Source organism: Methanosphaerula subterraneus, from assembly GCF_052055875.1.
GTDB classification, from domain to species: domain Archaea; phylum Halobacteriota; class Methanomicrobia; order Methanomicrobiales; family Methanospirillaceae; genus Methanosphaerula; species Methanosphaerula subterraneus.
Genome location: NZ_CP170508.1, coordinates 1,362,918 through 1,388,140 on the forward strand (window position 1 = coordinate 1,362,918; position 25,223 = coordinate 1,388,140).

Sequence of the window (25,223 nt, forward strand, 5' to 3'; positions counted from 1 at the left end):
AAATGACAGAGATGCTTCAGGTCTACCGGTGTGAGAAGTGCGGCAACATCGTAAAGGTTGTTCGGAGTGGTGCAGGCGATCTTGTCTGCTGCGGTCAGCCGATGATCCTTGAACCGGAGAAGACGACCGATCAGGGGAACGAAAAGCACGTGCCTGTGATCGAGAAGACAGCGAACGGGATCCTGGTGAAGGTCGGCGCCACGGAGCACCCGATGCTCCCCGAGCACCACATCGAGTGGATCGAGGTCAGGTACCAGAACAAGATCTACATCAAGGCGTTAAAGGCCGGGGAGAAGCCGGAGGCAGAGTTCTGCATCCCCGACGTCAACGTCAAGGCGCGTGAATACTGCAACGTGCACGGGCTCTGGACCAACAAGCCCTGAGCAACGACACCCTCCACTTTTTTACTTATTCTTCTCCGCAACCCGCCTGAGAACGTCCGCGTATGCCGCTGCGAGCGTATGCCAGTCGAACCGCTCGGCCACGGCACGGTGCTGCTGGGCATCACCAGGGTCTTCGAGCAGGGACTGCACCGCCATGATGAAACCCGGCTGATCGTCGTAGTAGGAGATCTCGGTCGGCAGCAACTGTTCGAGCGCCTCGGTCCGGCTTGAGAGGACCGGTATCCCACAGGAGAGATAGTTGAAGACCTTGCCGCCGACGGTGTACTCGTTCATCTTCATCGGCTTCCTGGGGTTGAGGCCGATGTCCATCGCAGAGAGGTACCCGCTCAGTTCGGCGTACGGGACGGCCCCCATGAACTGTACCCGCTCAGAGACCCCGAGATCTGCTGCGAGGTGCTGGATCGTCTCCCCGTAGTCGGTGAAGAGGCCCGGGCCGACGACCATCAACGTCACTTCAGGGAGCGACGGTAGCGCCTTCACCACGGTCTCGAGATCGATCCAGTACTCCAGCGAACCGAGGTACCCAATCACTGGACCTGAAAAGCCGAGGTTCTGCTTGGCCACCTCTTTGGGGACCGGATGGAGCAGGGTGGTGTCGACACCGTTTGGGATCACGGTGACGTCCTTCACCCCGAGGGTCTGCAGGTACTGCTTGAAGACCTCGGTGACCGTGATCACGGCCCGCGCCTGCCTCAGATTGAAATGACTGAGGACGGCCACGCCGGTCCGGACGACCGTTCCGAAGAAGGAGTCCGGGTAGTAGATCGCAGCAGACTCCTCCAGGTGGTCCAGGTAGTCAAAGACCACCGGAACCCCGGCAAAGTTCGCAACCAGCGAGGGAAAGATGTTGCTCGAGAGGATCACATCGATCTTCTCCCGCTTCACAATCTCCCGGATCTTCATCAGGTGAGCCGGGCCGTTGAGCAGGTAATGGGAGGAGAGACCGGCGGGTGAGAAGGCGTCTCCGTCCACAAGGGTGCACCGGGTGGTCCGGGCGGGGAAACCGTCGAACTGTTTGAGGTGAAAGTTCAGCACAAAGATCGAATGCTCTTCTGCAAGGATATCAAAGATGAAGTTGAGCCTGTTCGGGACAGGGTGCCGTAGCCAGTCGGTTGTCGGGATGACGAGTATCTTCATAACAACTCCTGATCACGGCGAATCTGATATGAGCGCCATGACCAATCTGTCGGTATCTGTATACAGAGATGGAAGTGTGGTCGGTAAATGGTTTCGGACCATCCCCTGGTGAAACACCGGGGTTATATCTGCGAAGAGGACGAACCATTCTGGTATCTGGAACCATCATGATCACCCTTGTTCTTGGCACCAGGCCTGAGATCATCAAGTTCTCCCCTGTGATCCGGGCCGCTGAAGCGGCAGCGATCGACTACTGTGTGATTCACACCGGCCAGCACTACTCGTTTGAGATGGACCAGGTCTTCTTCGCCGAGCTGAACCTGCCTGCACCGGCCTTCAACCTGGACGTCGGTTCCGGCACCCATGCGGTCCAGACCGGAGCGATCATGGCCGGGGTCGAGCGGGTCCTCTTAGAGCAGGGCAGCAGCGAGGTGCTGGTGCAGGGGGACACCAACACCGTCCTCGCCGGGGCGCTGGCCGCAAAGAAACTCCAGATCAGGGTCGGCCACGTCGAGGCCGGCCTCAGGTCCTTCGATCGGAGGATGCCCGAGGAGATCAACCGGGTGGTCGCCGATCATATCGCCGATCACCTCTTTGCCCCGACCGAGACATCCCGGAGCAATCTACTCGCAGAGGGGATCGCTGACGAGAAGATCACGGTCACCGGCAACACAATCGTGGACGCGCTGTACCAGAACCGGAGGATCGCTGAGGAGAAGTGCTCCACCCTGCAGGCGATGGGACTGAAGAAGAGAGAGTACCTGCTGGCGACGGTTCACCGCGCAGAGAACGTGGACACCCGCGAACGGCTGACCGGCGTGCTGAAAGGGCTGGCCAGGGTCCATACCGATACCGGGCTCCCGGTGATCGTGCCGGTCCATCCCAGGACCGCGAAGATGATCACACAGTTCAACCTCGATCCAGAGGGGGTCGAACTGGTCCCGCCGCAGGGGTTCTTAGCGTTCCTGCAGCTCGAGGCAGAGGCAGCACTGGTGCTGACCGACTCAGGGGGCGTGCAGGAGGAGACCTGCATCTTAAAGGTCCCCTGCGTGACCCTGCGGGAGAACACCGAGCGGCCGGAGACGATCGCTGTCGGGGCCAATCTGCTGGCCGGCACCGATCCTGCGAGGATCCAGCAGGCAGCCACCGAGATGCTCGGGCGCGACAGGGACTGGATCAACCCGTTCGGGGATGGCAAAGCAGGGGAACGGATCCTGCGGGTCTGTACGGCCGAACAGCAATAAAGGAGACTGGGGGACACTCTCATGAAGATTCAGTTACAGAATGAGTTCTTCTACCCACGGATCGGGGGAATCGAGACACATCTGTACAACGCTGCAAGGACATTCATCGCGCTTGGGGATCAGCCCACCATCCTCTGTTCACAACATGCCCCTGAACTGCCGGCCCGGGATGAGTACGAGCAGATCCCAATTATCCGACATCCAGCCTGGGCATTCCCGGGCCCCCTGTATACAGTCAAGCCGCTTGCCTTTACACACGCCCTCACACGATATATGCACCACAATAAGGGGGATTATGATGCGATTTGGGCGGGACATCCCTATTATGCGCACGCCTCTTCAAAGGTCTACAAGGAGATCCCCGTCGTCTACGTACAGGCGGCGGTGTATCCGAAGGTCCTGGACTTTCTCGCCGGCGGTCTGAACCGCATCGAACAGATGGGGTTCAGACTCTTCAACCCCCAGAACTACCAGATCGAGAAGAAGGCCATAGGAGAGGTTGATCGGGTGGTCACCATCAGCACCGCAAGGATGACGGAGATCATCGATTATTACGGTGTCGACAGGGATAGATTCAACGTTGTTCCGCCAGGCATCGACCTCGAGAGGTTCTTCCCCCGGGAACCAGACAGGAACCTGCTCACTGAACTCGGGATACCGGAGGAGTCCAGGGTCATCCTCACCGTCTGCAGGTTGAGTCCTGAGAAGAATGTGCGGATGCTCATTGAAGCGTTCAATCATATGAACCGGCCCGACTGCTACCTGGTCATCGTCGGAGATGGTGTTGAACGAACGGATCTTGAAGATCTCGCATCAAAGACAGGATATTCGGATCAGGTCAGGTTCACCGGACTCAGAACAGATACCGAGCCGTTCTACACCATTGCAGATGTATTTGTGCTCCCCTCCACGTATGAAGGGTTTGGCCTGGTCTATCTGGAGGCTATGGCATCAGGTGTACCCTGCATCGGGCTGAAGAGCGATTATCCCAGAACAATTGTGGCCACTGAGGAGATCATTTTGGACAGAATTACGGGACTGGTCTCCCTCAACTCCAGCCAGGACCTCGCCGGGAATATCTCGACCCTCCTGGATGATGACGAGCTCCACCGGAGATGCGCTGAGGCATCCCGCCGACGCTGTGAAACCACCTACTCCTGGAGAGAACATATCAAATCGATGAAAGCGATCATCGATTCGATCTGAGCCCTCTCTTTCAAGGCTTCCCACAATGTCACTTCAGCATACTCACAATCTATGAGACCGGTGCCTTCCCCACCATCCGGCGAGGTAAAAAAAGATAGGGAGGGAGATCGATCATAGGAGAGAGAATGACCAGACGCTGCTCTGTGATCCGGGGACCGATCTTCTCGGCCCATGACCTCTGCCTCCATGACGAGTGCAGCACACGGCTTCGTGACCTGGAGGCAGCCATCCCCCGGGGCGTGGTGACGCACGATCCGGTGATGGCCACAGTGGATGACCTGCTGACCGTCCACGATCCCCACTATGTCAGGATGATCAGGTCGCTCTGCAGCGAGGGCGGCGTCCACTACCTCGACCCGTCCACCTACCTGACTGCAGAATCGTTCACCGTCGCCTCATATGCAGCAGGATCGGCCATCGAAGCTGTTCTACGGGCGCTGGACGGGGAGCACTGTTTCGCCCTAGTCAGGCCGCCCGGGCACCATGCAGAACCCGATCGGGCGATGGGATTCTGTCTCTTCAACAATGCTGCGATCGCAGCGACCTATCTGCAGAGAAGAGGGATGCGGGTCGCGATCGTGGACTGGGACCTGCACCACGGCAACGGCACTCAGAAGATCTTCTACAGTTCCGACCAGGTCCTCTACTGTTCGATTCACCAGCAGAACACGTTCCCCGGCACCGGCTGGATCGATGAGATCGGCACCGGCGCCGGCAAGGGGTTCACCCTGAACGCCCCCATCCAGCCGGGCGCGACCATCGCCGATTACCGGCTGGTCTTTGAAGAGATCTTTGGTGCCGCGATCGAACGGTTCCGACCTGACCTTGTGATCGTATCAGCAGGACAGGACCCCCTCGGCGATGACCCCAAGAGCGGAATGCTCCTTCGCCCTCCCGACTTTGGGGCAATGGCCGGGATGCTCGCGAAGACGGTGGAGACCCCCCTCGCCCTGGTGCTGGAGGGGGGGTACGGCCCGTCCCATCAGCTGGCGATCACCAGCATACTCAGCGCTCTGCAGGGGAAGCAGCAGGACGATGAGGTCGAAAGTGCACCGCTCAGGTCGACCAGAGCGATCGTGTCAATGCTGAAGAGACTGATCTGACCGGTCACCGGGAGCGCCGGACCCGATCGGGATGCTGGTGGGTGACCTCAAACCCGGGGATCACCACCCGCACCACAGGGATATCGGTCTTCTGCAGGTCGCAGACACAGATCCGATCGGCATGCCCCTCGACGGCACTGCAGAGCGCCTTGATATCGTCATCAAAGTATTCGGTAGAGAGGTCGGGAACATCAGCGATGGAGATCGTTTCTGCCGGGGCGAACCATTCGTGATTGATCCGCTTCATCCGGTCGTACCCTGCCCTCCGAATAAGCGCGTCTCGTTCAGGTTCATTGTCGCGATAATAGAGCCTGACCGCCCGCCCCTGTGCAGCCTCGGTCAGGGCGTGCTGGGCCGCGATCGAGGGGGAAGGGTGAGTCGCCGCCCCCATCACCAGCAATGTGGGATCCCGGGTCTGCTGATCGTCGGCCGCTGCCGCGACCGTCGGCACTCCGGTCCTCCCGTCGAGCAACCAGAGGGTGACGGCGACCCCCGCCTTCTCAAACCGCTCCAGCAACGCTGCCGCAGCAGGGTCGTCATCGACCTGCAGCCGCCGCCCCATCGAGCGGGTCCGCTCGGCAACACTCAGCGCGTCCAGCTCGATCACCTCGCAGATACCTTCAACGATCGCCTCTTCCGACACATTACCCGCTGCAAGCCCCCAGGGGTCGCTTGGATAGAGCGCGGTCGTCATCCCGCGGGTGTCATAGGGGTGGATCACCGCATTGGAGGGGACAGCCACCTCCTCCTGGCCGAGCAGGTCCCAGCCTTTGGACCAGTGGAGCGGCTCGCACATCTCGACGGTCCGTGGAAGGATCAGTTCCTCAGGGTCGACGGCCCGGGCGATACCGATCTGTTCGAGACTCCCGAATTGAAGTGGTTCACCCCGGTACTCGGCAGAGTAGCGTTCAAGTGCCTCCATCTTCAGCGCGACAGTCGCCTGCAGCAGGTCCTGGCCGGCATGGATCAGCATCACGACGTCCCGGGCGCCGGCCCGCTCTGCAGCCATACAGGGGATTCCAAGCCTGTCGATATCGGTGATCTCTCTGACCGATTCGAGCCCGATCCCTTCCATCAGCGGCTGCACCCGCCGATCGGTCTCCTCCGGCGGGACTGCCCGGTGGGTCCCGGCATAGAACTCTTTTCGCTGGTGCAGGATTTGATTCATCATCAGTAGTCTGCATGCTCAAATTTTATATGTTCTCGTGGCGATGCTCCTCTATGGATCAGGATCAGATCGCCGTCGGGATGCAGGTGCGATACCCGCGGACGGGCACCACCGGTGCAGTCGTCTCGCTCACCACGATCAGGGGGGACCTGTACGCCGAGGTGGAGACCACCCACCTCCTCTACCGGGTCGATCAGCTGATCGCTGCCGAGGCGAAGGCGCAGACCGGTGAGGAGGAGAAGCAGGATATCAGGACCATCCTCGAGAAGGAACGGGAGGCCCTGACCCGTCTGGACGGCTCGCAGATCGAGACCGACAACAGCTGCGAAGGTGGTGGATAGAACTACGCATGGTGGGGCGTCAGGACAGGGGACGTAGGATTCGCCTCACCAGGTACGGGCACGATGCCCGTCGGTTTTTTGGATATTAAAAAAAGAGGATACTGATCCGCCGATCCCCGTTCACTCGTCAATCGGGATCGTGGTCAACTTCACCGACTCGACCCCTTTCTGGGACATCAGCCGTTCTGCAAGGTCTTTGAGTTGTGTTCCGTCCCCATGGACCAGAATCACCTCAAGACACCGATTATGGGAGACATGAGAGTGGAGCGAGGCCTGGATGATCCCCATGAAATCATGCTGGATATCGGTCAACATCGGGAGGAGCCCCCGCTGATCATGATCATAGATCATCGTGATCACGCCCTGTCGTTCACCCTTCACATCCGACATCCACCGATAGTATGTGATATAATTCCTGATCGCATCCCGGATCCCTTCTGACCGCGAAGAGTACCCCCTGATTGTGATGATCTCATCGAACCTGTCGAGCAGGTTCTTAGGAAGCGATATTCCTATCCGTGAAAGTTCAGTCTCCATCGGCATATGGCACTACCTGATCAGACATCTGTCTGCGCATTTATCTGGTTGGGGGCCATCGTATTAATAATTTTTAAAAAGTAACATGATTTGTGTTACTGAAAATCCTGCCGGCCCCAGACCGACTATCAGTGCCGGCAATTGGAAGGGACTGACCCTACCGCACCGTGCATGTATAAGTATCAGCATTATACATAGAATAAGGAGGTTCGAAGTTTTTGCCTGATGAAACAATACCCAGTGTCAACATAGGGGTCGTGGGACACGTCGACCACGGCAAGACCACCCTTGTCAATGCGCTGACCGGTACCTGGACCGACCGGCACAGTGAAGAGATGAAACGAGGAATCTCAATTCGTCTCGGTTATGCAGACGCGACATTCTATAAGTGCAACAGCTGCAAAGGTTCCGACGCCTACACCACGTCCCCGACCTGCCCGAACTGTGGCGGAACAGCCGTCCCGTTCCGTGCAGTATCATTCGTGGACGCACCTGGCCACGAGACACTGATGGCCACGATGCTCTCTGGATCAGCCCTGATGGACGGGGCCATGCTGGTCATCTCTGCCAATGAGAACTGCCCACAGCCCCAGACCAAGGAGCACCTGATGGCGCTGGAACTGGTCGGAATCAAGAAGATCGTCATCGTCCAGAACAAGATCGATGTGGTGACGCAGAAGGACGCGCTGCAGCACTACCAGCAGATCAAGGACTTTATCAAGGGCACGATCGCCGAAGGGGCACCGATCGTCCCGATCTCTGCACAGAAGAATATCAATATGGGGGCACTCGTCGAGGCGCTCGATCAGACGATTCCAGTCCCCAAACGCGATCCGACAGCCACGCCGCTGATGCTGATCGCACGTTCGTTCGATATCAACAAGCCCGGAGGATCCTGGAAGGACGTGAAAGGCGGTGTAATCGGTGGATCGCTGATTGCAGGTATCTTCAAGGAGGGCGATGACATCGAGATCCGACCGGGCCGGCAGGTCCAGGTCGAGAACAGGGTGCGCTGGGAACCCATCGAGACCAAGATCGTCTCGATCAACACCGGCTCGAAGAAGGTCGTTGAAGCGACCCCCGGCGGACTGCTCGGGATCGCGACGAAACTCGACCCTGCCCTTACCAAGAGCGATACGCTTGCCGGCCAGGTGGCAGGTCTCGCCGGATCGCTGCCTCCGATCCGGGACAAACTGAGGTTCAAGGTGATGCTGATGGAGCGCGTGGTCGGCGCCACCAGCGAACTGAAGATCGAACCGCTGAAGTTCAACGAACCGCTGATGCTCTCAGTGGGGACGGCAGTGACGGTCGGGGTCGTCACCACCACCAAGAAGGAGACGGTCGAGGTGACCCTGAAGAGACCGGTCTGCGTCGCGGCCGGAGAACGGATCGCTATCAGCCGCCAGGTCGGTGCACGATGGCGGCTGATCGGGATGGGGATTCTGCTCGAGTGAAGGTCCTGATCGATGCCAACGCACTGATGATGCCGGCCCAGTTCCGGGTCGACCTCTTCGGCGAGCTGACACGTCTGATTGGGACGCACGAGCCACTGGTGCTCGAGGATGTCGTCACCGAACTGCGCGGGCTCTCCCTCTGCAGGGGAAAGAACGGGGCTGCGGCCCGATGCGGGCTGGCGATGGCAGAACAGTGCACCATTGTCACCGGCACCAGTACGGCTCCGCAGGTGGATGACCGGATCATCGCGTATGCATACGAACACCAGTGCCCTGTAGTCACCAACGACCGACGGATGCGCAGGCTGCTGCTGATCGAGGGCATCCCTGTTATTGGGATGAGAAAACAGAGAACTATGGAATTTATCAGGGGATAGAAGAAGCATGTATTACAAACTGTTGCTCGAAGACAAGGTGCGGGTCCCTCCCCACCGACTGGGTGAGGATCTGATCAAGGTGATCCTCGATGTGCTGCAGGAGCAGCTTGAAGGATCCATCGACAAGGAGATCGGGATCTTCATCGCAGTCACGAAGGTTACCGAGGTCGGCGAGGGTGAGATGGTCCCGGGCGACGGAGCCGTCTATTATGATGTGAAGTTCGAGGCGCTCGGGCTCCGCCTCTCCCTGCAGGAGGTGCTCGAAGGAGTGGTCGTCGAGACCACGACCTTTGGTGCCTTCGTCAGTCTCGGCCCGATCGATGCCATGCTCCATGTGAGCCAGATTTCAGACGAGTTCATCAACTATGATGAGAAGAATGCCCGCCTGATCTGCAAGGATTCGGGAAGATTCATCGGTGTCGGCGACCGGATCAGGGCGCGTGTCGTGACGCTGAGTCTGAACGAACGTGAACCCCGGGACAGCAAGATCGGACTGACGATGCGGCAGGCCGGGCTGGGGACCGAACTCTGGCTCGAAGAGGAACTGAAGCGCGAGAAGGAAGAGAACAAGGAGAAAGGAGGAGTATAGGTCATGGCAGTGAGCACAAAGAAGCAGCTCCCCAAGGTCTGCAGAGAATGTCACCGGGTCGTCGACGGCGAGACCTGTGTGATCTGCAGCACCTCGAACCTCTCCACAGACTGGTCAGGGTACCTGGTTGTGATCGATCCGATCAACTCCGAAGTGGCCAAGAAGGTCAATATCAACCTTCCCGGCAGGTATGCACTGAAGGTCCGCTGATGCTCAGGTTGCCGGACGAGCACCGGGCACTCTTTCGGAACCCGTTCGGAACGCTCTATCGCGAGCTCAGCACAGCGCTGCCCCTGCTCACGGGAAGAGCAATCTATACTGTTGGGGACGTGGTCACGGCAAACATCCTGGCTGCAGGAATCCTCCCCACGATCGCGATCATCGACGGGTATACCCGCCGCCTTCCATGCCCGCCGGCCCTGCTCCACCAGGCCAGGCAGATCCTGGTGAAGAACCCGGCCGGGACGATCACCGACGACCTGATCGGCGCCATCAAAGACGCAGCAGATGACCCGCCGGCCCTGATCGTGGTGGATGGTGAAGAAGACCTCGCGGTGCTTCCGGTGATTCTGGCAGTACCGGATGGCGGCACACTCCTGTACGGCCAGCCCGGGGAAGGGGCGGTGCTCTGCACCGTCGATCAGCAGGCAAAAGAACGGGCCCGCGAGATGCTGGCCCTCTTCGAGCAGGTCTGATCCCAGAGAGCCTCATGTTTTAAATAAACTCGTTTCTAATAATTAGAGGATATCGATGGAATTTGAGATCACCAGTGATACACGGAATGAGCTGTTAGGCAGGAGAGAACTCCGGTTTACCCTCACCTACGACGGCGCAACCCCTTCACGCAAAGAGATCAGGGGCAAACTCTGTGCACTCAACAATATCAATGAAAACCTTGTGGTCCTGGACTCGCTTCGGACCGGATACGGAAGGATGCAGCTGAACGGGTTCATGCGCATCTATGATACTGAGGAGGGGAGGCAGAGAACCGAACGATCCTATCTGATGGAGAGAGGGATGCCAAAGAAGGAAGAGGAGGAGGCCTGATCATGGCAGACAAGCGGAGTGCATACTTCAAGGTCGAAGGATCAGGTGTGACGCTGAACAAGCGCTACTGTCCCCGGTGCGGGGCTGGCGTGATCATGGCAGAGCACAAGGACCGCAGTGCATGCGGCAAGTGCGGCTATACCGAATTCAGAAAATAGACCAGAATGCCTTTTTCCGGGCAGGTATTGGGCATTGAGGGAACAGCCTGGAACCTCAGTGCCGCACTTTTCAGTGATCGTCTCTGTGCATTAGAATCAGATCCGTACAGACCTCCAACAGGAGGGATCCATCCGCGCGAGGCTGCTCAGCACCATGCTTCGGTCGCAGCCGGCGTGATAGGAAAGGTTCTCGATAAGGCCGAGGATCTCCAGGGGATCGCCTTTTCGCAGGGACCAGGACTTGGTCCATGCCTCCGCACCGTCGCCACTGCAGCCCGGGCGCTCGCCGTGGCCCGTAACCTTCCGCTGATAGGCGTCAACCACTGCGTGGCTCATGTTGAGATAGGAAGGCACGCCACCGGCTGCGACGACCCGATCGTCCTCTATGCGAGCGGGGCGAACACACAGGTGATCGGCTATCTGAACAGCAGGTATCGGATCTTCGGTGAGACCCTTGATATCGGCATCGGCAACGCGCTCGACAAGTTCGCACGGTCCAAGGACCTGCCCCACCCCGGAGGTCCGCTGATCGAAAAGTATGCAGCCCAGGGAGGGTACATCGATCTTCCCTACACCGTGAAGGGGATGGACCTCGCCTTCTCGGGGCTGGTCAGCGCAGCAAAGGAGAACAGAGCCTCCCTTGAGGACGTCTGCTTCAGCCTGCAGGAGACCGCCTTTGCCATGTGCGTCGAGGTGACCGAACGGGCGCTGGCCCAGACCGGGAAGGACGAGGTGCTGCTCGTCGGCGGGGTCGGTGCAAACCGGCGTCTGCAGGAGATGCTCCGGACGATGTGTGAAGACCGGGGGGCATCGTTCCATGTCCCGGAGAACACCTTCCTCGGAGACAACGGAGCGATGATCGCCTACACCGGCCGGCTGATGCTTTCCCACGGAGAGGCACTGCCCCTCCAGGACTCCACCGTCAACCCGAACTTCCGGTCTGATGAGGTGACGGTGACCTGGCGCAGCGGAGAGAGAGAGCAGATCCCGACCGGCCCCACAACACAGGGTGCAGAAGCCGTCGTGACCCTGAACGGGCATGAAGCCACCAAGCACAGGTCCAGCAAGCGCTACCGGATGCCTGGACTCGATCACCGGCTGCTCACCGAACGGACCAGGGCCGAGGCGAAGCTGATCGTGCAGGCCAGGTCTGCAGGGGTCCTGACACCAGTGATCAGGGACATCACCCGGGACACGATCGTGATGGAAGCGATCGAAGGTCCCCAGCTGAAGGAAGCACTGACCAGGGAGAACCTTGCCCTGGCAGGCGAGGCCGTCGGCCGGCTCCACACCGCCGGGATCGTCCACGGAGACCTGACCACCTCCAACCTGATCATCAGGGACCGGCAGTGTGTGCTGATAGACTTCGGGCTCGCCCACGTGACCCATGAGATCGAGAGCAGGGGCGTGGACCTCCACGTGCTCTTCCAGACCCTCCAGAGCACCACCAGCGAGGCGGCATCCCTGAGAACTGCGTTCATCGAGGGGTACACCACCACCTTTGAAGGGGCCGCCGAGGTGGTCGAACGGGAAGAGGAGATCATACATCGGGGGAGATACCAGTGAAACTGACCGTCGTCACCAGCAATGCACACAAAGCAGAGGAGGTTGCGGCCTTCTTTGGCGGGATAGCAGAGATCGATCATGTGAGTATGGATATCCCGGAGTATCGGTACCCGAAAGTCAGGGAGATCGCAGAGGAGAAGGCCCGGGATGCATACCGTGCACTCCGGCGCCCGGTGATCGTCGACGACACCGGGTTCTTCATCGATGCGTTGAACGGGTTCCCCGGTCCAAACGCTGCCTATGTCTTCGAGACGATCGGAAACCAGGGGATCCTGAAACTTATGGACGGGATGACCGACCGCAGGGCCCACTTTGAGACGGTGGTCGCCTACGCCTCAAAAGAAGAGGTCAAATCCTTTCAGGGGACCATCGAAGGGACCATCGTGCAGCCGAAAGGGAGGGAAGGGTTCGGGTATGACCCGATCTTCCTCTATGAAGGCCGGACACTCGCAGAGATCCCACTCGACGAGAAGAGCACGATATCCCACCGCGCCAGGGCCCTCGCAGCGTTCCGGGGATGGATCATCAGCGCCGGGGAACCTGCAGGGGACTGAACGGACCTTCCTACAAAACTGTTAAGTGAAGACAGAACACAATATTGTAGACTTACAGAGTGGAGTATATAGAATGGGCAAATTTCCTGAAGCAGAAGAACGTTTACTCAATGTAAAGATCTGTATGCGCTGCAATGCAAGGAATGCAGTACGCGCAACCACCTGCCGCAAGTGCGGATATCAGAACTTGCGGCCCAAGAACAAGGAACGCAAGGCCTGATCAACTGCTATAATAGGTAACTTTCTTCCCTTTTTTGCTGTATTCACCCCGAAACGTCTCAAGGTTCCGCTTGTAGCCGAGGCGGTCGACAAAGCCTGCACTGCGCAGTTCCTCACGGACCCGCATCACATCTCCTTCGTCCTGCCAGTCTGGCGTATAGACATAGACCACAAACCGGTCATCGCGGGCATCAGGGTTCGGTTTTGCTGTGCTGACCTTGGCCGAGATCCCCAAGACCCCCTGATAGGTCAGGTCGCGCACACGCTGCCAGGCCTGGTCGACCCGGTCCTTTTCAAGAAAGATAAGCCACTTGCCGGCCAGTTCGTCATCCACCGCATCAGGTCGGCCCTCTGGAGCGTCCTGAACGATCCAGTACATCAGGGTGGTCCGAGTCGGGATCACCCCCTCTCCGGCACAGAGCATCGCATAGATGGCATCAGGGGTCAGGTACCGTTCGAGCAGTGCCTCGGCCAACAGAGGATACTCATCGGCAAACTCGGAAAAGATCCGGATAAAGTCATCTGCAAAGTCGACCTGCTCCTCGACCAGCCGAAAGAGCGGATGGCCAGCTGCACGGAGTTCCCTGTTCAGCACGATCTCAAAGATACCATATGCCACATCAGCCAGCGCTTCAGGTTCGACATCTGCCATAAGTAAGGATAGCATGTACTCGAAATAAAAGATATAGGATCTACCGGAGGGGGGCCGGGCAGTACAGGGAGATAACCAGAAAGGGAGGGATGTTCTCTGACGGGAACTCCGGGAATGATGGATCCCAGGTATTCTGCCTCCAACGATTCATTTAACTGAAGATATCCACATATTTTATAAGTATGAAATGGCAGCGCGACCTCGGACTCACCATGCGAGTCTGGCTGACGATGTTCCTCCTGTTCATCGTCTACCTGGTCTTTATCAGTATACTCTCCGCGCTCGGCGTCGGGTTGGGTTGGCTGGTTATCCTCTCGGTTGGAATGGCATTTGTCCAGTACTTCTTCTCTGACAAGTTGGTGCTGATGAGCACCCGGGCCCGGGTGGTCGATGCAGACGAGTACCCGGACCTCCACCAGATGGTCAGCCGCCTCTGCACCACTGCAGACCTGCCGATGCCCCGGATCGCCATCATGCCGAGCCCGGTCCCGAACGCATTCGCAACCGGACGGTCCCCGCGCCATGCAGTCGTTGCCGTGACCGATTCTATCTACCAGCTCCTCTCCCCAAAAGAACTCGAGGCCGTGCTGGCCCACGAGTTGAGCCATGTAAAGAACCGGGATATGCTGACCCTGACCCTCGCCTCGTTCATCGGGATGATCGCCTCGATCATCATGCAGAACGGGATCTTCATGAGCCTGGGAGATAGGCGGGAAGGGAGCCCGTGGCTGATAGCCTGGATCGTCGCGATCGTCGTATGGGTGATCAGCACCCTGCTGATCCGAACACTCTCGCGGTACCGGGAGTTTGCAGCCGACCGGGGCAGCGCCCTGATCACCAGGGACCCACAGTCCCTGGTCTCTGCACTTGAGAAGATCAGCGGCAGAATCTCCCGGGTCTCCCCTGAAAAGCAGCGCGAGATCGAAGGGGCCAACGCCTTCTTCATCCTCCCGGTCCTCTCGTCCTCGACCCTGCAGCAGCTCTTCTCGACTCACCCGCCCCTCGAGAAGCGGATCGCTGCACTCGATGCGATCGAGGAAGAACTGAGGGGGTACTGAGGTACACTCCCCAATTTTAGCAGACACAATGGGAAAGGAATAATAACGCAGAGTGCCATATATGAAAGGCACATCGCATCGATGGTCTAGTGGCATGACTTTGGCCTTCCAAGCCAATAGCCCGGGTTCAATTCCCGGTCGATGCATTTGGGCCCGTGGTCTAGTTGGTTATGACGTCGCCTTCACACGGCGGAGGTCCTGAGTTCGAATCTCAGCGAGCCCATACACACTCTTTTGCACAGTCGTTCTTAATACATACTATTATTAATCAGGGGCACATAGGATTAAATACAGAATAAGTTCTGTAAGAGTAAATCATGAGCGAAAGAGGATTCGGAGGTCCAAGGAACTTTGGGCCACGAGAAATGACAAAGACGATCTGTTCAGACTGTGGAAAAGAGTGCGAGGTTCCGTTCAAGCCAACACAGGACAGACCGGTTTATTGCAGGGACTGCCTTCCAAAGCACAGAAAGCCAAGATTCTAATCCTTTTTTTTCGCACGGGAAAGCCCGGTAGCAGAATTATTTTATCAGTTCTCCTCCAATAGGGAGCATATGCAGACAGAGAACGAGTACGCTGCAATCTTGCAGCATCTCTACCAGAAATCGCTGATCCTTCAGGACACCAGTCTCTTTCACCCTGTGCTGAAGTTCTACTTCATCGATGCACTGGCACACCTCGACTACACCCTCGGCATCTATGCCTACAATATCCAGTCACCCAAGAACATCATGGCCGGAGAGTACCTCCGCTGGCGTATCGATGAAGAGAAGAAAGGCGACCGGCCACGGTTTGGTGCCTTTGTCGAGTGGCTCAAGGCAGAGCACCCGGAATCCTTCGAAAAACTGCCGACACTCTGGCAGATGATCTACGACTCCGCCGACCCTGCCCAGTACCGCTCATTCCGGATCATTCTCAATCCTGACAGCCGGGCCCCGATACCCGCCAGATTCTTCAGGGACGCGATCGAGGAGTTCTTTGGAAAGGCATTTTTAAAGAGTCTGTACGAGGAGGCATCGCTCTCAACCCTGCTGAACGAATTCCTGACCAGGACAGGTTGAACTCATGCAGATCGACCCTGCCGATCTCTGTGCTTCGCTGGTTCAGATCAGGACGGATAACCCACCCGGCGACACGCAGGACGCCGTAGAATACATCAAAAACCTGCTCGACGGCCTCGGCGTCAGGTCCATCATCGCCGGCGAAGAGCCAGAAAAGGCCAACCTCGTCACCAGCCAGAAGGATGCCACCCTCCTCCTCTGCGGACACCTGGATGTGGTCCCTGCGATCGACCAGGGCTGGACTTATCCTCCATTCGAAGGGGACAGCGTAGGAGGATTCATCTGGGGACGAGGATCCACCGATATGAAAGGCGGGTGTGCGGCCGTCATCAGTGCCCTTGCCACCGTGATCGAGGAAGGGCTCGAACCTCCCGTGGACCTGGCCTTTGTCTGTGACGAAGAGATCGGTGGCGGAGGAGTACGACATCTGCTCAAAGCTGGGCTGCTCTCCCCGATGGACTGCGTGATCGCCGAACCGACACCGGCCAGGAATCCATGCATAGGCCAGAAAGGGCTCTGCAGGATGACCCTGAACTTCTCCGGGAACCCAGGGCACAGTTCCCTGTACCCGGACAGGGGAGTCAGTGCGATCATGGAGGCGATGAACCTCCTCAAGTACCTCGATAGAGTCCATGAACAGGAGTTCGAGGCCGGCGATCTCCTCGACGAGATCCTCGATCAGTCGACGGCCGTCCTGGAAGAGACCTTCTCGATACAGGGGCTCAGCCATGTGCTCCGGCGGGTGATGTTCAATCCCGGACGGATCGAAGGAGGGGAGAAGGCGAATATCGTGGCCCAGCAGTGCATGCTCGAACTCGATCTTCGCATCCCCTGGGGATGTGGGCTCGATCAGCTGGTCACGGGCATACAGGAGCATGCCCAGAACGCCACCATGACGATTCAAAGCAGTGCAGAGCCCAGCTTCACCCCGGCGGACGCACGGATCACCGCGGCAGTCTGCAGGGCCGTCAGCTGCGAGTACAGGACACCCGCAGTCCCCATCGTGCAATGGGCTGCCAGTGATGCCAGGGCGCTGCGGCCAGAGGGGTTCAATGTGGTCGAGTATGGACCCGGCGAGATCACCACCATGCATGCGGTGGATGAACGGGTATCGATCGATCAGCTGCACGCTGCCTCCCGGGTCTATGCCGGGATCATCAGAGAGTACTCGGGTTGAACGTCGCTATGGGAAAACAATTCCATCCTCTCCTTGCATGCTGATCCTCTGTCATCTCTTTGCAGGGACCATCCTCGGCCTTGTCATCTCAGATCGTGTCAGGGACCGCCGCCTGGTCGCCGCATGCATGGCCGGCGCAGTGCTTCCCGACCTGATCGACAAGCCGCTCGGCCACCTGCTCTTACAGGCGACGATCGACAATGGCAGACTCTTCACCCACAGCCTCCTCCTCTGTCTTCTCCTCCTGATCGTCGGATTGCTGATCTATCGGAGAAAGGGACCCATCATCATGGGAATCGGGGCCGGCGTCCTCTCCCACCAGATCCTTGATGCAATGTGGACACAGCCGGAGCTCTGGTACTATCCGCTGCTCGGCCAGTATACCAAGCAGTCGTACCCGGACTTCTTCCTTCACATGCTCCTCGTCGAACTGACCACCCCAACCGAGTGGCTCTTCGGGGCAGGGATCCTAGCCTGTCTCTTCACATGGTACAGAGGAGCATGGGTTCGATCGCTGGCACCTTCCCTGCTCATCCGATATGAACAGCAGCTCAGCATGATGACCCTCGTCCTGATCGGGGGTGCCGGCATCGGGGCGATCCTCGCCGGAGTCACGGGAAACGTCACCATGCTGACCGGGCTGACGACCCCGCTCGATAACCTGATCCTCGGCTTCTCCGCTGTCATCGGTGCCGTGGGCGGAGGCTTCGTCCTCCATAAAAGAAAGACCTGAGTTTAAATCAGGAAGACCTGGCCTGCAGATCCAGCACATCTTCCTGCTGCAGGGCGCAGAGGAAGGTCTGCAGGTGATAAAAGTCCTCGACGACCATCTCACGGTACAGGTCGTCCGGCATCAGTGAAGCGAACTTCCAGGTCTCCCGGGGGGGCAGAGGGAGGAGGTGAGCGACCTGGTCCACAGTCACCGACTGCAGATTCTTCAGTGCCTCCGCGACCAGTTTTCCGGCTCCCGGACGGGCCTTCTGTTCGACGACCAGGCGAATGTCAGTAGATCGTACCCGGCAGCCGAGGCGGTCCAGAAGCAGCGTCGCCAGCACCTGGTTGAAGAGACTCCCCTGGAACGAGAGAACCACCACCTGGAGGCCGGTGGCGAGCGGCTCCTCCCAGACCTGCAGACCACTCCGATGCACCCCGGATGGATAGGTGGAACAGATTTTCGCCAGGAGCGCCTGCCCATCCTCGTCGATCGGAACCTTCGTTTCACCGGCCGCAATGATCTCAAGCATACCATGGGTGACCAGCGGGGTCAGCGCAGAACGGGATCCGATCCAGAAGATCGGGGTTGCCTGCTGGCCGGCCGATGCCCGGGTCACGATCAGCAGGCGGTGCTGCGGATCACACCCGGCCACCGACCAGAGACGCCCCCCGAGCGGGAACGCGTCCCCAGGCAGGAGGTGTAGCGCTTGCCCGTCCAACCTGCCGATCCGGTCACCGTCAGGGGTGATCACCTGGTACTCGCTCCCTGACGAGAGGACCGAGAAGAGGTCCTTTCTCCCGGCACCACAGAAAGCCGCTTCGCCGGCGTCACCGAGCATCAGCAACCCTCCGTCGGCCGCCACAATCCGAAGATCGATCAGATGATCGATCAGGCGATCAACCGTCTCCGGTTCTGTCGACAGAAATGAAAAGAGCGGGAGGATATGACGGGAGAGCGATGAACGGGATGTCTGCCGGTTTTTTATCAGGTACAGGAGCATCTGCTGAAGGACGACGGTATACGGTTTCTCCGGCGGGGTGAGGGGTTCAACCTGGTGCGCTGCCGCCGCTTCGATCACCGCGAGCGTGATGAGGAGGTCGTCAGGACCGAGCAGCAGAAAGGTCATCATGGCGGGAGTTCCCCGCCGGCCGCTCCGCCCGAGCCGCTGCAGAAACGACGAGACCGAGGCGGGCGGACCGACCTGGACAACCAGATCGAGGCCCCCTATGTCGATCCCGAGCTCAAGGGTGGAGGTGCAGATGATACAGACCGGACCCGGCCGGGTGGTGGCCTCCTCTGCTGCACGCCGCAGGTCAGGTGCGAGTGCCGAGTGGTGGACATAAACATGTGGGATCTCCTCCCCAATGGCCCGCCTGACCTTCTCGGCCTCGCTCCGGCTTTTGACAAAGACCAGGGCCCGCCGGCCGACGACCACCCCGGACAGGTGCCGATGGAGTTCTGCCCGGTCCTCCTCGACGATGAAGGAGAAACGTTTCTCTGCAGGGAGACCGGTGGACCGCACCACCTGCCCCTGCCGTCCTATTCCCGAGAGCCACTCAAGGATCGCCTCTGGATTCCCAACGGTCGCAGAGAGACCGATCCGCTGCACCTTGGCCATCGCGACCTGGTCGAGCCGGTCGAGGAGGACCTTCAGGTGAACCCCCCTGAGGCCAGGGACGAACGCATGGACCTCGTCGATCACAACAACCCGGAGCTGCGCGAGATCGGCCGAAAGTACCGGATCGAGCAGCAGCACCTCCAGCGATTCGGGAGTGATCATCAGGATCTGCGGGGGATCGTCCCACCGGCGTTCCCCTTTCGGGACGTCCCCATGCCACATCTGGACGGTGATCCCTGCTGGCCTGGCCAGTGTGCTGATCCGTTCCTCCTGGTCGTTGATCAGCGCCTTCAACGGGGAGATATAGAGGCAGGCGATCCCTGCCGACCCTTCCCGAAGGATCCGATCGATCACCGGGATCAGGGCGGCTTCGGTCTTTCCCCCTGCAGTCGGGGCGAGTACCAGCAGGTCGTCTCCACCGGCGGCAGCCTGCCAGGTCTGCTCCTGCAGGGGCCGAAGCGCATCCCATCCGAGCCGGTGTTGGAGAGTCTGCCGGAGCGTCGGGTGAAGAGCGGCAAAGCAGGAGCGAGGCATATGCTACAGCATTGATCGCGATCGCATATTGGATTAGGGGTATCAGAAGAATATCGTCAATGATGGAGACCATAAGTCCGGACGATCTTAGCCCGAAGTACCTCCTGGGGGTAGGCACCAGTGATCCGCCCGACCAGTTTCCCGGAAGAGAAGAGCAGGATCGTAGGAATGGCTGAGATCTGAAACCTGGCGCTGATCTGGTGGTTCTCATCGGTGTTGCACTTCGCAAACACGACCGTCGGGGCCATCTCCTTCGCCAGAGACTCGATGATCGGCCCGACCCTCCTGCAGGGACCGCACCACGGGGCCCAGCAGTCGATCACGAGCAGGGGGTGCGCAGCCAGGGTCTGCTCCAGGTTCATCACCGTGATCGGGAGGACACTGACCGGAACGGGCTCAGATTCGCGCGCTCTCTGCTGCATGATCTCCCTGATGCGCTCCTCCCGCAGATGCTGCAGTTCGTCATCCATGTCGACGGTATTTGGGAACGCCCTATTTAGATATATCTCATGAGTTGGCAGAAAGTTGACCAAAACTATATATCTCAGTGGATCATATAGTAGTAACCTGCATAGGAAGCGAGGTAGGGTAGTCAGGAGATCCCGACGGGCTCATAACCCGTAGACCGATGGTTCAAATCCATCCCTCGCTATCGATTGTTCATAGCATTCTTTTGATAGTTTTTTCTTCCAGATCTGTCTGATCACTTTACTCTGGCACCCTCAGCGCAATTATACCAGATAAAGATCGCTCCCGATGAACAGCCCTTCTGATCCATTCCTCCGATAGAAACCCGCAGATCCTGGCCATGTGACCAGGAACCGGGACAGGTTCAGTTCTCCTTCACCCCCCAGGAGAGAGGATTCGCGCCCCGCGGGACGGTCCCGCCCCCAATATAACACCCTGAAAAAAAGTTATGATTCGCTCGTGATCAACTGAAACCCGCCAGCAGTTCTTTGATCTGGGGGTCTGTCTTGAGGGTGTACAGGTAATAGATCAGAGCACAGGCGCCGGCTACGATCATCTGGATGAGGGGGGAGATTCCCCAGAATTTGAGCATCAGGATCAGCACCCCGGCCGGCACAAAGAGTGCAACATTGGAGAGAACGATACGTGCCGTCCTTCTGAGTGGCACTCCGCTGAACGAGAGGAGCTGCAGACAGAGGTACCCATACACTGCAATCCCAGATACCGCAAAGAGGAAGATGGCGATACGTGCACTGCCGAGCATCCCCCCCGCCATCAGGGCGAGCAGCCGGGTGACGAAGTTTGCAATATTGACCTTCAACCCGAAGCCCTGCTTCTCCTGGATCATGTAGATGGTCGAGAGCGGAGAGGTGATGAACCAGATCAGGGCCCAGACGCTGAGCAGCTGAGTATAGAAGCCGGCCTCCCCCCAGGCATTCCCAAAGACCAAGATAAAGAGATCTTCACCCATCAGTGAGAGGAGGAGCATCGGAAAGAGACCGATCTTCAGCAGCACGCCAAAGACCCCTTCGGTCAGGACACTGAGCGATCCATGCTTCTGGGCATCCGATGCACGCTGAAAGAAGACCTGCTGGATCGCACCACCGATCAGGTCCATCGGCATCTGGATCAGCCGGAACCCGAGCGAGTAGAACCCGACCACGGTCGTCGAGAAGTAGGCTGCGAGCAGAAACGAGGGGAGCTGCCAGGAAGCGACGTTGAGCAGCCCTGACCAGGACTCATAGAGCGGGAACTTTTTGTACCGGATCATCCCGGCCTTCATCCCACGCCAGGAGATCTCCCGCCGAAGCAGGGCGAGGTCGTCCCGGGCAATCTGCCAGCCGAGGATCAGGGTGGCCACCGCAGTCCCGAAGACGTTGGCCCCGATCAGGCTTCCGCTGGTCGCCATCCCTGCTGCACCGGCACCCACCTGGGCGCCTGTGATCCCCAGGGACGAGACCATCCGTGCCATCGAGAGGCGACCATAATGGCGGGACCTGGAGTTCCAGTAGTTCAGCGCCAGGAATACGCCAGTCAGGAAGATGAACGGTGGAATGAACCAGATATAACCGGCGAGGGACTCAGCATTGAGCAGCGCCAGGAACGGCCTTTCCCCGATCCAGATCAATGGAACCGTCAGCACCGAGACGGCAGTCACCACGACCAGACAGAGACCAAGCAGGTTGGCCGCCTCCTCCTCCCGATCAGGGAGCATGATCGAGAATTCGTAGCGGAGGCAGGAGACGACGCTCAGGATCTTCGTGATCGCGGTGAAGACCGCCAGCAGGCCGAAGGCTTCAGGCGTATACATCCGCGTCAGCACCGGCGAGGCGAGGACCACCATCACCTGTGCCAGCGTGGTCCCGGTCACCAGTTTGAGGACATCAGTCGAGAAACTCTTCTCGCCATCGATCCGTGCATTCCTCTCCTCCTCTGATTCAACCCCACTCATAGCGTACGTACCTTGTCTGCAGTATTATCGGCGACCCAAGAAGATAAAATGGAACGATAGAGAATAGACCAGAGGACCGGGTTCCCGCCACTTCACCGGGGCCTGTCGCAGGGTATCTGATCCACCGGCTGTTCAGGTAGAGAAACACCGCAGTCTATCTTCCTGGCCGGAGCCCCGGCGATCAGGATCCCCCTTTCAGTGAACGACCGGGTCACCACGGCATTGGCACCGATGGTGATGTCATCCGCGATGGAGATCTTCCCAAAGAGTACCGCCCCAGGACCGATACAGACATTGTCCCCAAAGATCGGGGCCTCGGTGTCCGTCCCTGCCCGTGAACCGATGTTCACGCAGACATGAAGTCGACAGTTCTTACCGGCCCGTACACAGCTGTTCACAACGATCGTTCCCACGTTGGCGATTGCAAGACCCGGGCCGAAGACATGCTGAGGGATCGTGTACCCGAGCAGCAGGCCGTACAGCCGGAACAGGACAGAATAGTAGATCAGCAATGGCCTCCAGAAGAGCGAGGCCCGACAGTTCTCATAGAACTCCACAGTCCGGAGGAGCCGCTGAAACTTCCAGATCTCATCACCGAAGAGTTTCGGCCTCTTTCGATGAAGGTTGAGTGCCACCCGGTCCGCCTCAAGATAGAACAGATACTCTGTTTTTGATCTGATCACCAGGTACCACCATCCACCGCAGAAATGACCTCCTCAGTCATCCCTTTGCACAGTCCTTACGTTTGCGTCCAGGCCTACATAAAGATCACCACACAGGGACAGAACCCGAAAGAGAAGGGTGGAACCTGCCCGGAGATCAGATCTTTTATACCGGGGCAAACAGAAACATATGTGATATACTGGATGGAGAGCGGACCAGAATCGCGGGTTTTTTATGAAATCTCGGATACCCCGTGGTTGCGACGATTGAGGCTGAAACATATCCGAAACGGATCGATCTTCATATCAAACGCGCATGTGTTCGCCGGGGGCGATCATGCATGATGGAGATCTCCAATCTGACCATCATGAAGAACCGGATGATCGGTACCCCGTCTCATCAGCACCAGTCATAAAGAGGGACAGGCCAATGAAGATACTCGCATTCGGTGCACATCCAGATGATCTGGAGATCGGGATGGGCGGGACGATCGCCCGGCATATCAGCAGAGGGCATGAGGTACTGATGGTTGTCGCCACCGTGCCAAACAGGAAAGAGATCAGGATACCTGAGGCAGAGCAGGCCGCAGCGATCCTCGGCGCCGAACTGATCGTCATGGATGTGCTCCCTGATGAACTGGTCTTTTCCCGGGAGATGGTGCGGCAGTTCGACCAGATCTTCAAGGAGTACAGGCCGGACACCGTCTACACCCACTCCAACAACGACTCGCACCAGGACCACAACGCAGTGACCAACGCGGTGATCGCGACGACCAGGAAGAACGACTGTTCACTCTACATGTATGAACAGACGATACCCGGTGGCATCGCCCCTCTTCCGTTCCGCAGTCAGTACTTCATCGATATATCAGAGACGATCGACCAGAAGCTTGAGAGCATCATGGCCCACAAGTCCCAGCTCGACACCTACGGGCCATGGTGGCTGGAAGGGATCAAAGGGCGAGCCAGTTACCATGGGTTCCAGGTGAACACCAAGTACGCAGAGGTCTTCGAGGTCGTCAAGCACCTTGCAGACTGGTAATCCAGAAATATTAATTAAAAAATAATACTCTTTTTATATATTGCCTGCAAATAATTAAGACAGGAGATCAGATGAGATCTGAACAGGTATTATTCTTTACTCAGAAGGAAGAGGAGTTCGTCGACCTGCTGATCGGGATCGGGATCAGACGGAACCTGGCAAAGGTCCTTGTCTATCTCTCCAGCACCAATGAAGCCACGTCACGGGATATCGAGCGCGGAACCGACCTCCGGCAGCCGGAAGTGAGCATTGCAATGAGCCGGCTGCATACCGAGGGATGGATCGAGAGCAGGGAAAGCAAAGCCGAAAGTAAAGGGAGACCGGTGAAGATCTACCGGCTTGGACATCCGATCACCATGATCATCGATCAGATCGAGGCGGATAAACGATCAGAGGCGGAACAGCAGCGTCAGACGATGCAGCAGCTCCGCGACCTCCTCTCACAGCGGGAACTGACCGTCTCGTGAGAGCACCTGGCACCCGCCAGAATCTCCGACGATCACCGTCGTCTTCTCAGAGAAGGTGGTGAAGAGGCCACAGGTGACAACCCCCGGGATCGATGAGAGCCGGATATCGAAAGCGGCAGGGTCGCTGATCGGGCCGAAACCACAATCGATCACCATATTTCCATTGTCTGTGATGACCGGCCCGTCTTTCTTAATCCCCTCCCGAAGCACAGGGACTCCACCGATCGCTTCGAGGTGCCGGATCAGCGGCACGTAGGCAGAGGCGAGCACCTCGATCGGGACCACTGCATCCAGCTGTCGGGTCAGCTTGGACAGATCGGCCACGATCACCAGGGACCTGGCCGCAAAGGCCACACACTTCTCCTGAGTCTGGGCGGCACCCCGGCCCTTGATCAGCGCAAAACCCGGGTCGACCTGATCGGCCCCATCGATGGCCAGATCGATCACAGGATAGTCGTTCAGCGTTGCCAGGGGGATCCCACAGGCTCGTGCCCGGATCGCAGCCTGGTACGAGGTCGGGATCCCGGTGATCCTAAGCCCCTCCCGGATCCGTGCTGCGAGCCGTTCCATCGCATAGAATACCGTCGATCCGGTTCCAAGCCCGACGACCATCCCATCGGCGACCATATCGGCGGCACGGTAACCGGCCTCACGCTTTCCCGCAGCCAGTGCTGATGCATCAACCATAGAGCTACGTGGGGGGTCTGCAGATAA

At 58.4% G+C, this 25,223-nt stretch carries 31 protein-coding genes and 3 tRNA genes; 25 read left to right on the forward strand and 9 right to left on the reverse strand.

The window, feature by feature from the left end:
• Window positions 1-2: 2 nt before the first annotated feature.
• The gene (locus ACFKSJ_RS06340; protein WP_440948972.1) at window positions 3-383 is read left to right on the forward strand and encodes a desulfoferrodoxin; all 381 of its coding nucleotides are present in this window, start codon (window positions 3-5) and stop codon (window positions 381-383) included.
• Window positions 384-404: 21 nt separating this feature from the next.
• Here ACFKSJ_RS06340 and ACFKSJ_RS06345 read toward each other — a convergent pair whose 3' ends face one another.
• Window positions 405-1,541 carry a glycosyltransferase gene (locus ACFKSJ_RS06345; RefSeq protein WP_440948973.1) on the reverse strand — a complete coding sequence of 379 codons (1,137 nt, stop codon included), beginning with the start codon at window positions 1,539-1,541 and terminating at the stop codon, window positions 405-407.
• 167 nt (window positions 1,542-1,708) lie between these two features.
• Here ACFKSJ_RS06345 and wecB point away from each other — a divergent pair, with 167 nt between their 5' ends.
• The 3 genes from wecB to ACFKSJ_RS06360 all read left to right on the forward strand — a co-directional run bounded on the left by wecB (window position 1,709) and on the right by ACFKSJ_RS06360 (window position 5,094).
• The gene (gene wecB / locus ACFKSJ_RS06350; RefSeq protein ID WP_440948974.1) at window positions 1,709-2,785 is read left to right on the forward strand and encodes a non-hydrolyzing UDP-N-acetylglucosamine 2-epimerase; all 1,077 of its coding nucleotides are present in this window, start codon (window positions 1,709-1,711) and stop codon (window positions 2,783-2,785) included.
• Between the two features lie 21 nt (window positions 2,786-2,806).
• Window positions 2,807-3,991, forward strand: coding sequence for a glycosyltransferase family 4 protein (locus tag ACFKSJ_RS06355; RefSeq protein WP_440948975.1), 1,185 nt, complete (start codon window positions 2,807-2,809; stop codon window positions 3,989-3,991).
• Window positions 3,992-4,116: 125 nt separating this feature from the next.
• Window positions 4,117-5,094, forward strand: coding sequence for a histone deacetylase family protein (locus tag ACFKSJ_RS06360; RefSeq protein WP_440948976.1), 978 nt, complete (start codon window positions 4,117-4,119; stop codon window positions 5,092-5,094).
• Between the two features lie 4 nt (window positions 5,095-5,098).
• Here ACFKSJ_RS06360 and ACFKSJ_RS06365 read toward each other — a convergent pair whose 3' ends face one another.
• Window positions 5,099-6,262: a YcaO-like family protein gene (locus tag ACFKSJ_RS06365; protein ID WP_440948977.1), complete on the reverse strand. Its 1,164-nt coding sequence runs from the start codon at window positions 6,260-6,262 to the stop codon at window positions 5,099-5,101.
• Between the two features lie 53 nt (window positions 6,263-6,315).
• Between ACFKSJ_RS06365 and ACFKSJ_RS06370 the strand changes: the two genes are divergently transcribed.
• Entirely contained in the window at window positions 6,316-6,603 is a 288-nt protein-coding gene (locus ACFKSJ_RS06370) for a DUF2098 domain-containing protein (protein WP_440948978.1), read from the forward strand.
• Window positions 6,604-6,723: 120 nt separating this feature from the next.
• Here the strand turns inward: ACFKSJ_RS06370 and nikR are convergent, their stop codons facing one another.
• A complete protein-coding gene (gene nikR, locus ACFKSJ_RS06375) occupies window positions 6,724-7,146 on the reverse strand; it encodes a nickel-responsive transcriptional regulator NikR (protein WP_440948979.1) in 423 nt (140 codons plus the stop codon).
• A gap of 212 nt (window positions 7,147-7,358) precedes the next feature.
• Here nikR and ACFKSJ_RS06380 point away from each other — a divergent pair, with 212 nt between their 5' ends.
• The 10 genes from ACFKSJ_RS06380 (at window position 7,359) to ACFKSJ_RS06425 (ending at window position 13,105) form a co-directional block, all read left to right on the forward strand.
• On the forward strand, window positions 7,359-8,594 hold the full coding sequence (locus ACFKSJ_RS06380) for a translation initiation factor IF-2 subunit gamma (RefSeq protein WP_440948980.1): 1,236 nt from the start codon (window positions 7,359-7,361) through the stop codon (window positions 8,592-8,594).
• Window positions 8,591-8,971 (forward strand): PIN domain-containing protein, encoded by a 381-nt coding sequence (locus ACFKSJ_RS06385; RefSeq protein WP_440948981.1) that lies wholly within the window; start codon window positions 8,591-8,593, stop codon window positions 8,969-8,971. The genes ACFKSJ_RS06380 and ACFKSJ_RS06385 overlap by 4 nt, the downstream gene beginning before the upstream one ends.
• A gap of 7 nt (window positions 8,972-8,978) precedes the next feature.
• On the forward strand, window positions 8,979-9,560 hold the full coding sequence (locus ACFKSJ_RS06390; RefSeq protein ID WP_440948982.1) for a DNA-directed RNA polymerase: 582 nt from the start codon (window positions 8,979-8,981) through the stop codon (window positions 9,558-9,560).
• Window positions 9,561-9,563: 3 nt separating this feature from the next.
• The gene (gene spt4 / locus ACFKSJ_RS06395; protein WP_012617292.1) at window positions 9,564-9,770 is read left to right on the forward strand and encodes a transcription elongation factor subunit Spt4; all 207 of its coding nucleotides are present in this window, start codon (window positions 9,564-9,566) and stop codon (window positions 9,768-9,770) included.
• Window positions 9,770-10,255, forward strand: coding sequence for a GTP-dependent dephospho-CoA kinase family protein (locus ACFKSJ_RS06400; RefSeq protein ID WP_440948983.1), 486 nt, complete (start codon window positions 9,770-9,772; stop codon window positions 10,253-10,255). The genes spt4 and ACFKSJ_RS06400 overlap by 1 nt, the downstream gene beginning before the upstream one ends.
• Window positions 10,256-10,310: 55 nt before the next feature.
• Window positions 10,311-10,607 (forward strand): 30S ribosomal protein S24e, encoded by a 297-nt coding sequence (locus ACFKSJ_RS06405; RefSeq protein WP_440948984.1) that lies wholly within the window; start codon window positions 10,311-10,313, stop codon window positions 10,605-10,607.
• 2 nt (window positions 10,608-10,609) lie between these two features.
• The gene (locus tag ACFKSJ_RS06410; protein WP_012617289.1) at window positions 10,610-10,765 is read left to right on the forward strand and encodes a 30S ribosomal protein S27ae; all 156 of its coding nucleotides are present in this window, start codon (window positions 10,610-10,612) and stop codon (window positions 10,763-10,765) included.
• 6 nt (window positions 10,766-10,771) lie between these two features.
• A complete protein-coding gene (locus ACFKSJ_RS06415) occupies window positions 10,772-12,331 on the forward strand; it encodes a bifunctional N(6)-L-threonylcarbamoyladenine synthase/serine/threonine protein kinase (RefSeq protein ID WP_440948985.1) in 1,560 nt (519 codons plus the stop codon).
• Entirely contained in the window at window positions 12,328-12,885 is a 558-nt protein-coding gene (gene rdgB, locus ACFKSJ_RS06420) for an RdgB/HAM1 family non-canonical purine NTP pyrophosphatase (protein ID WP_440948986.1), read from the forward strand. Before ACFKSJ_RS06415 ends, rdgB begins: the two co-directional genes overlap by 4 nt.
• A 73-nt stretch (window positions 12,886-12,958) precedes the next feature.
• Window positions 12,959-13,105 (forward strand): 50S ribosomal protein L40e, encoded by a 147-nt coding sequence (locus ACFKSJ_RS06425; RefSeq protein ID WP_012617286.1) that lies wholly within the window; start codon window positions 12,959-12,961, stop codon window positions 13,103-13,105.
• On the opposite strand, the gene ACFKSJ_RS06430 is transcribed toward ACFKSJ_RS06425, so the two are convergent.
• Window positions 13,106-13,756 carry a putative phosphothreonine lyase domain-containing protein gene (locus ACFKSJ_RS06430; protein WP_440948987.1) on the reverse strand — a complete coding sequence of 217 codons (651 nt, stop codon included), beginning with the start codon at window positions 13,754-13,756 and terminating at the stop codon, window positions 13,106-13,108.
• A 182-nt stretch (window positions 13,757-13,938) separates the two neighbouring features.
• Here ACFKSJ_RS06430 and htpX point away from each other — a divergent pair, with 182 nt between their 5' ends.
• The 7 genes from htpX (at window position 13,939) to ACFKSJ_RS06465 (ending at window position 17,785) form a co-directional block, all read left to right on the forward strand.
• Window positions 13,939-14,814, forward strand: coding sequence for a zinc metalloprotease HtpX (htpX, locus tag ACFKSJ_RS06435; RefSeq protein WP_440948988.1), 876 nt, complete (start codon window positions 13,939-13,941; stop codon window positions 14,812-14,814).
• A 75-nt stretch (window positions 14,815-14,889) separates the two neighbouring features.
• Window positions 14,890-14,960 (forward strand) — tRNA-Gly (locus tag ACFKSJ_RS06440).
• A 3-nt stretch (window positions 14,961-14,963) separates the two neighbouring features.
• Window positions 14,964-15,037 (forward strand) — tRNA-Val (locus tag ACFKSJ_RS06445).
• Window positions 15,038-15,131: 94 nt separating this feature from the next.
• Window positions 15,132-15,299 carry a CxxC-x17-CxxC domain-containing protein gene (locus ACFKSJ_RS06450; RefSeq protein ID WP_012617283.1) on the forward strand — a complete coding sequence of 56 codons (168 nt, stop codon included), beginning with the start codon at window positions 15,132-15,134 and terminating at the stop codon, window positions 15,297-15,299.
• A gap of 69 nt (window positions 15,300-15,368) precedes the next feature.
• Window positions 15,369-15,875: a hypothetical protein gene (locus ACFKSJ_RS06455; protein WP_440948989.1), complete on the forward strand. Its 507-nt coding sequence runs from the start codon at window positions 15,369-15,371 to the stop codon at window positions 15,873-15,875.
• A 4-nt stretch (window positions 15,876-15,879) separates the two neighbouring features.
• A complete protein-coding gene (locus ACFKSJ_RS06460) occupies window positions 15,880-17,052 on the forward strand; it encodes a M20/M25/M40 family metallo-hydrolase (protein WP_440948990.1) in 1,173 nt (390 codons plus the stop codon).
• Window positions 17,053-17,089: 37 nt separating this feature from the next.
• On the forward strand, window positions 17,090-17,785 hold the full coding sequence (locus tag ACFKSJ_RS06465) for a metal-dependent hydrolase (RefSeq protein ID WP_440948991.1): 696 nt from the start codon (window positions 17,090-17,092) through the stop codon (window positions 17,783-17,785).
• Window positions 17,786-17,792: 7 nt separating this feature from the next.
• Here the strand turns inward: ACFKSJ_RS06465 and ACFKSJ_RS06470 are convergent, their stop codons facing one another.
• Complete coding sequence (locus tag ACFKSJ_RS06470) at window positions 17,793-19,919, reverse strand: DEAD/DEAH box helicase (RefSeq protein ID WP_440948992.1); 2,127 nt, start codon at window positions 19,917-19,919, stop codon at window positions 17,793-17,795.
• A gap of 56 nt (window positions 19,920-19,975) precedes the next feature.
• Window positions 19,976-20,389 (reverse strand): thioredoxin, encoded by a 414-nt coding sequence (gene trxA, locus ACFKSJ_RS06475; RefSeq protein ID WP_440948993.1) that lies wholly within the window; start codon window positions 20,387-20,389, stop codon window positions 19,976-19,978.
• A 107-nt stretch (window positions 20,390-20,496) separates the two neighbouring features.
• On the opposite strand from trxA, the gene ACFKSJ_RS06480 reads away from it, so the two are divergent.
• A tRNA-Met gene (locus ACFKSJ_RS06480) sits at window positions 20,497-20,571 on the forward strand.
• Between the two features lie 279 nt (window positions 20,572-20,850).
• Here ACFKSJ_RS06480 and ACFKSJ_RS06485 read toward each other — a convergent pair.
• Both ACFKSJ_RS06485 and ACFKSJ_RS06490 read right to left on the reverse strand, forming a co-directional pair.
• Window positions 20,851-22,338 carry a lipopolysaccharide biosynthesis protein gene (locus tag ACFKSJ_RS06485; protein ID WP_440948994.1) on the reverse strand — a complete coding sequence of 496 codons (1,488 nt, stop codon included), beginning with the start codon at window positions 22,336-22,338 and terminating at the stop codon, window positions 20,851-20,853.
• 92 nt (window positions 22,339-22,430) lie between these two features.
• Window positions 22,431-23,021: a serine acetyltransferase gene (locus ACFKSJ_RS06490; protein ID WP_440948995.1), complete on the reverse strand. Its 591-nt coding sequence runs from the start codon at window positions 23,019-23,021 to the stop codon at window positions 22,431-22,433.
• A gap of 409 nt (window positions 23,022-23,430) precedes the next feature.
• On the opposite strand from ACFKSJ_RS06490, the gene ACFKSJ_RS06495 reads away from it, so the two are divergent.
• Entirely contained in the window at window positions 23,431-24,042 is a 612-nt protein-coding gene (locus ACFKSJ_RS06495; protein WP_440948996.1) for a PIG-L deacetylase family protein, read from the forward strand.
• Window positions 24,043-24,113: 71 nt separating this feature from the next.
• Window positions 24,114-24,509, forward strand: coding sequence for an ArsR family transcriptional regulator (locus tag ACFKSJ_RS06500; protein ID WP_440948997.1), 396 nt, complete (start codon window positions 24,114-24,116; stop codon window positions 24,507-24,509).
• On the opposite strand, the gene rpiA is transcribed toward ACFKSJ_RS06500, so the two are convergent.
• Window positions 24,483-25,196 carry a ribose-5-phosphate isomerase RpiA gene (gene rpiA / locus ACFKSJ_RS06505; protein ID WP_440948998.1) on the reverse strand — a complete coding sequence of 238 codons (714 nt, stop codon included), beginning with the start codon at window positions 25,194-25,196 and terminating at the stop codon, window positions 24,483-24,485. The genes ACFKSJ_RS06500 and rpiA overlap by 27 nt on opposite strands.
• Window positions 25,197-25,223: the final 27 nt, after the last annotated feature.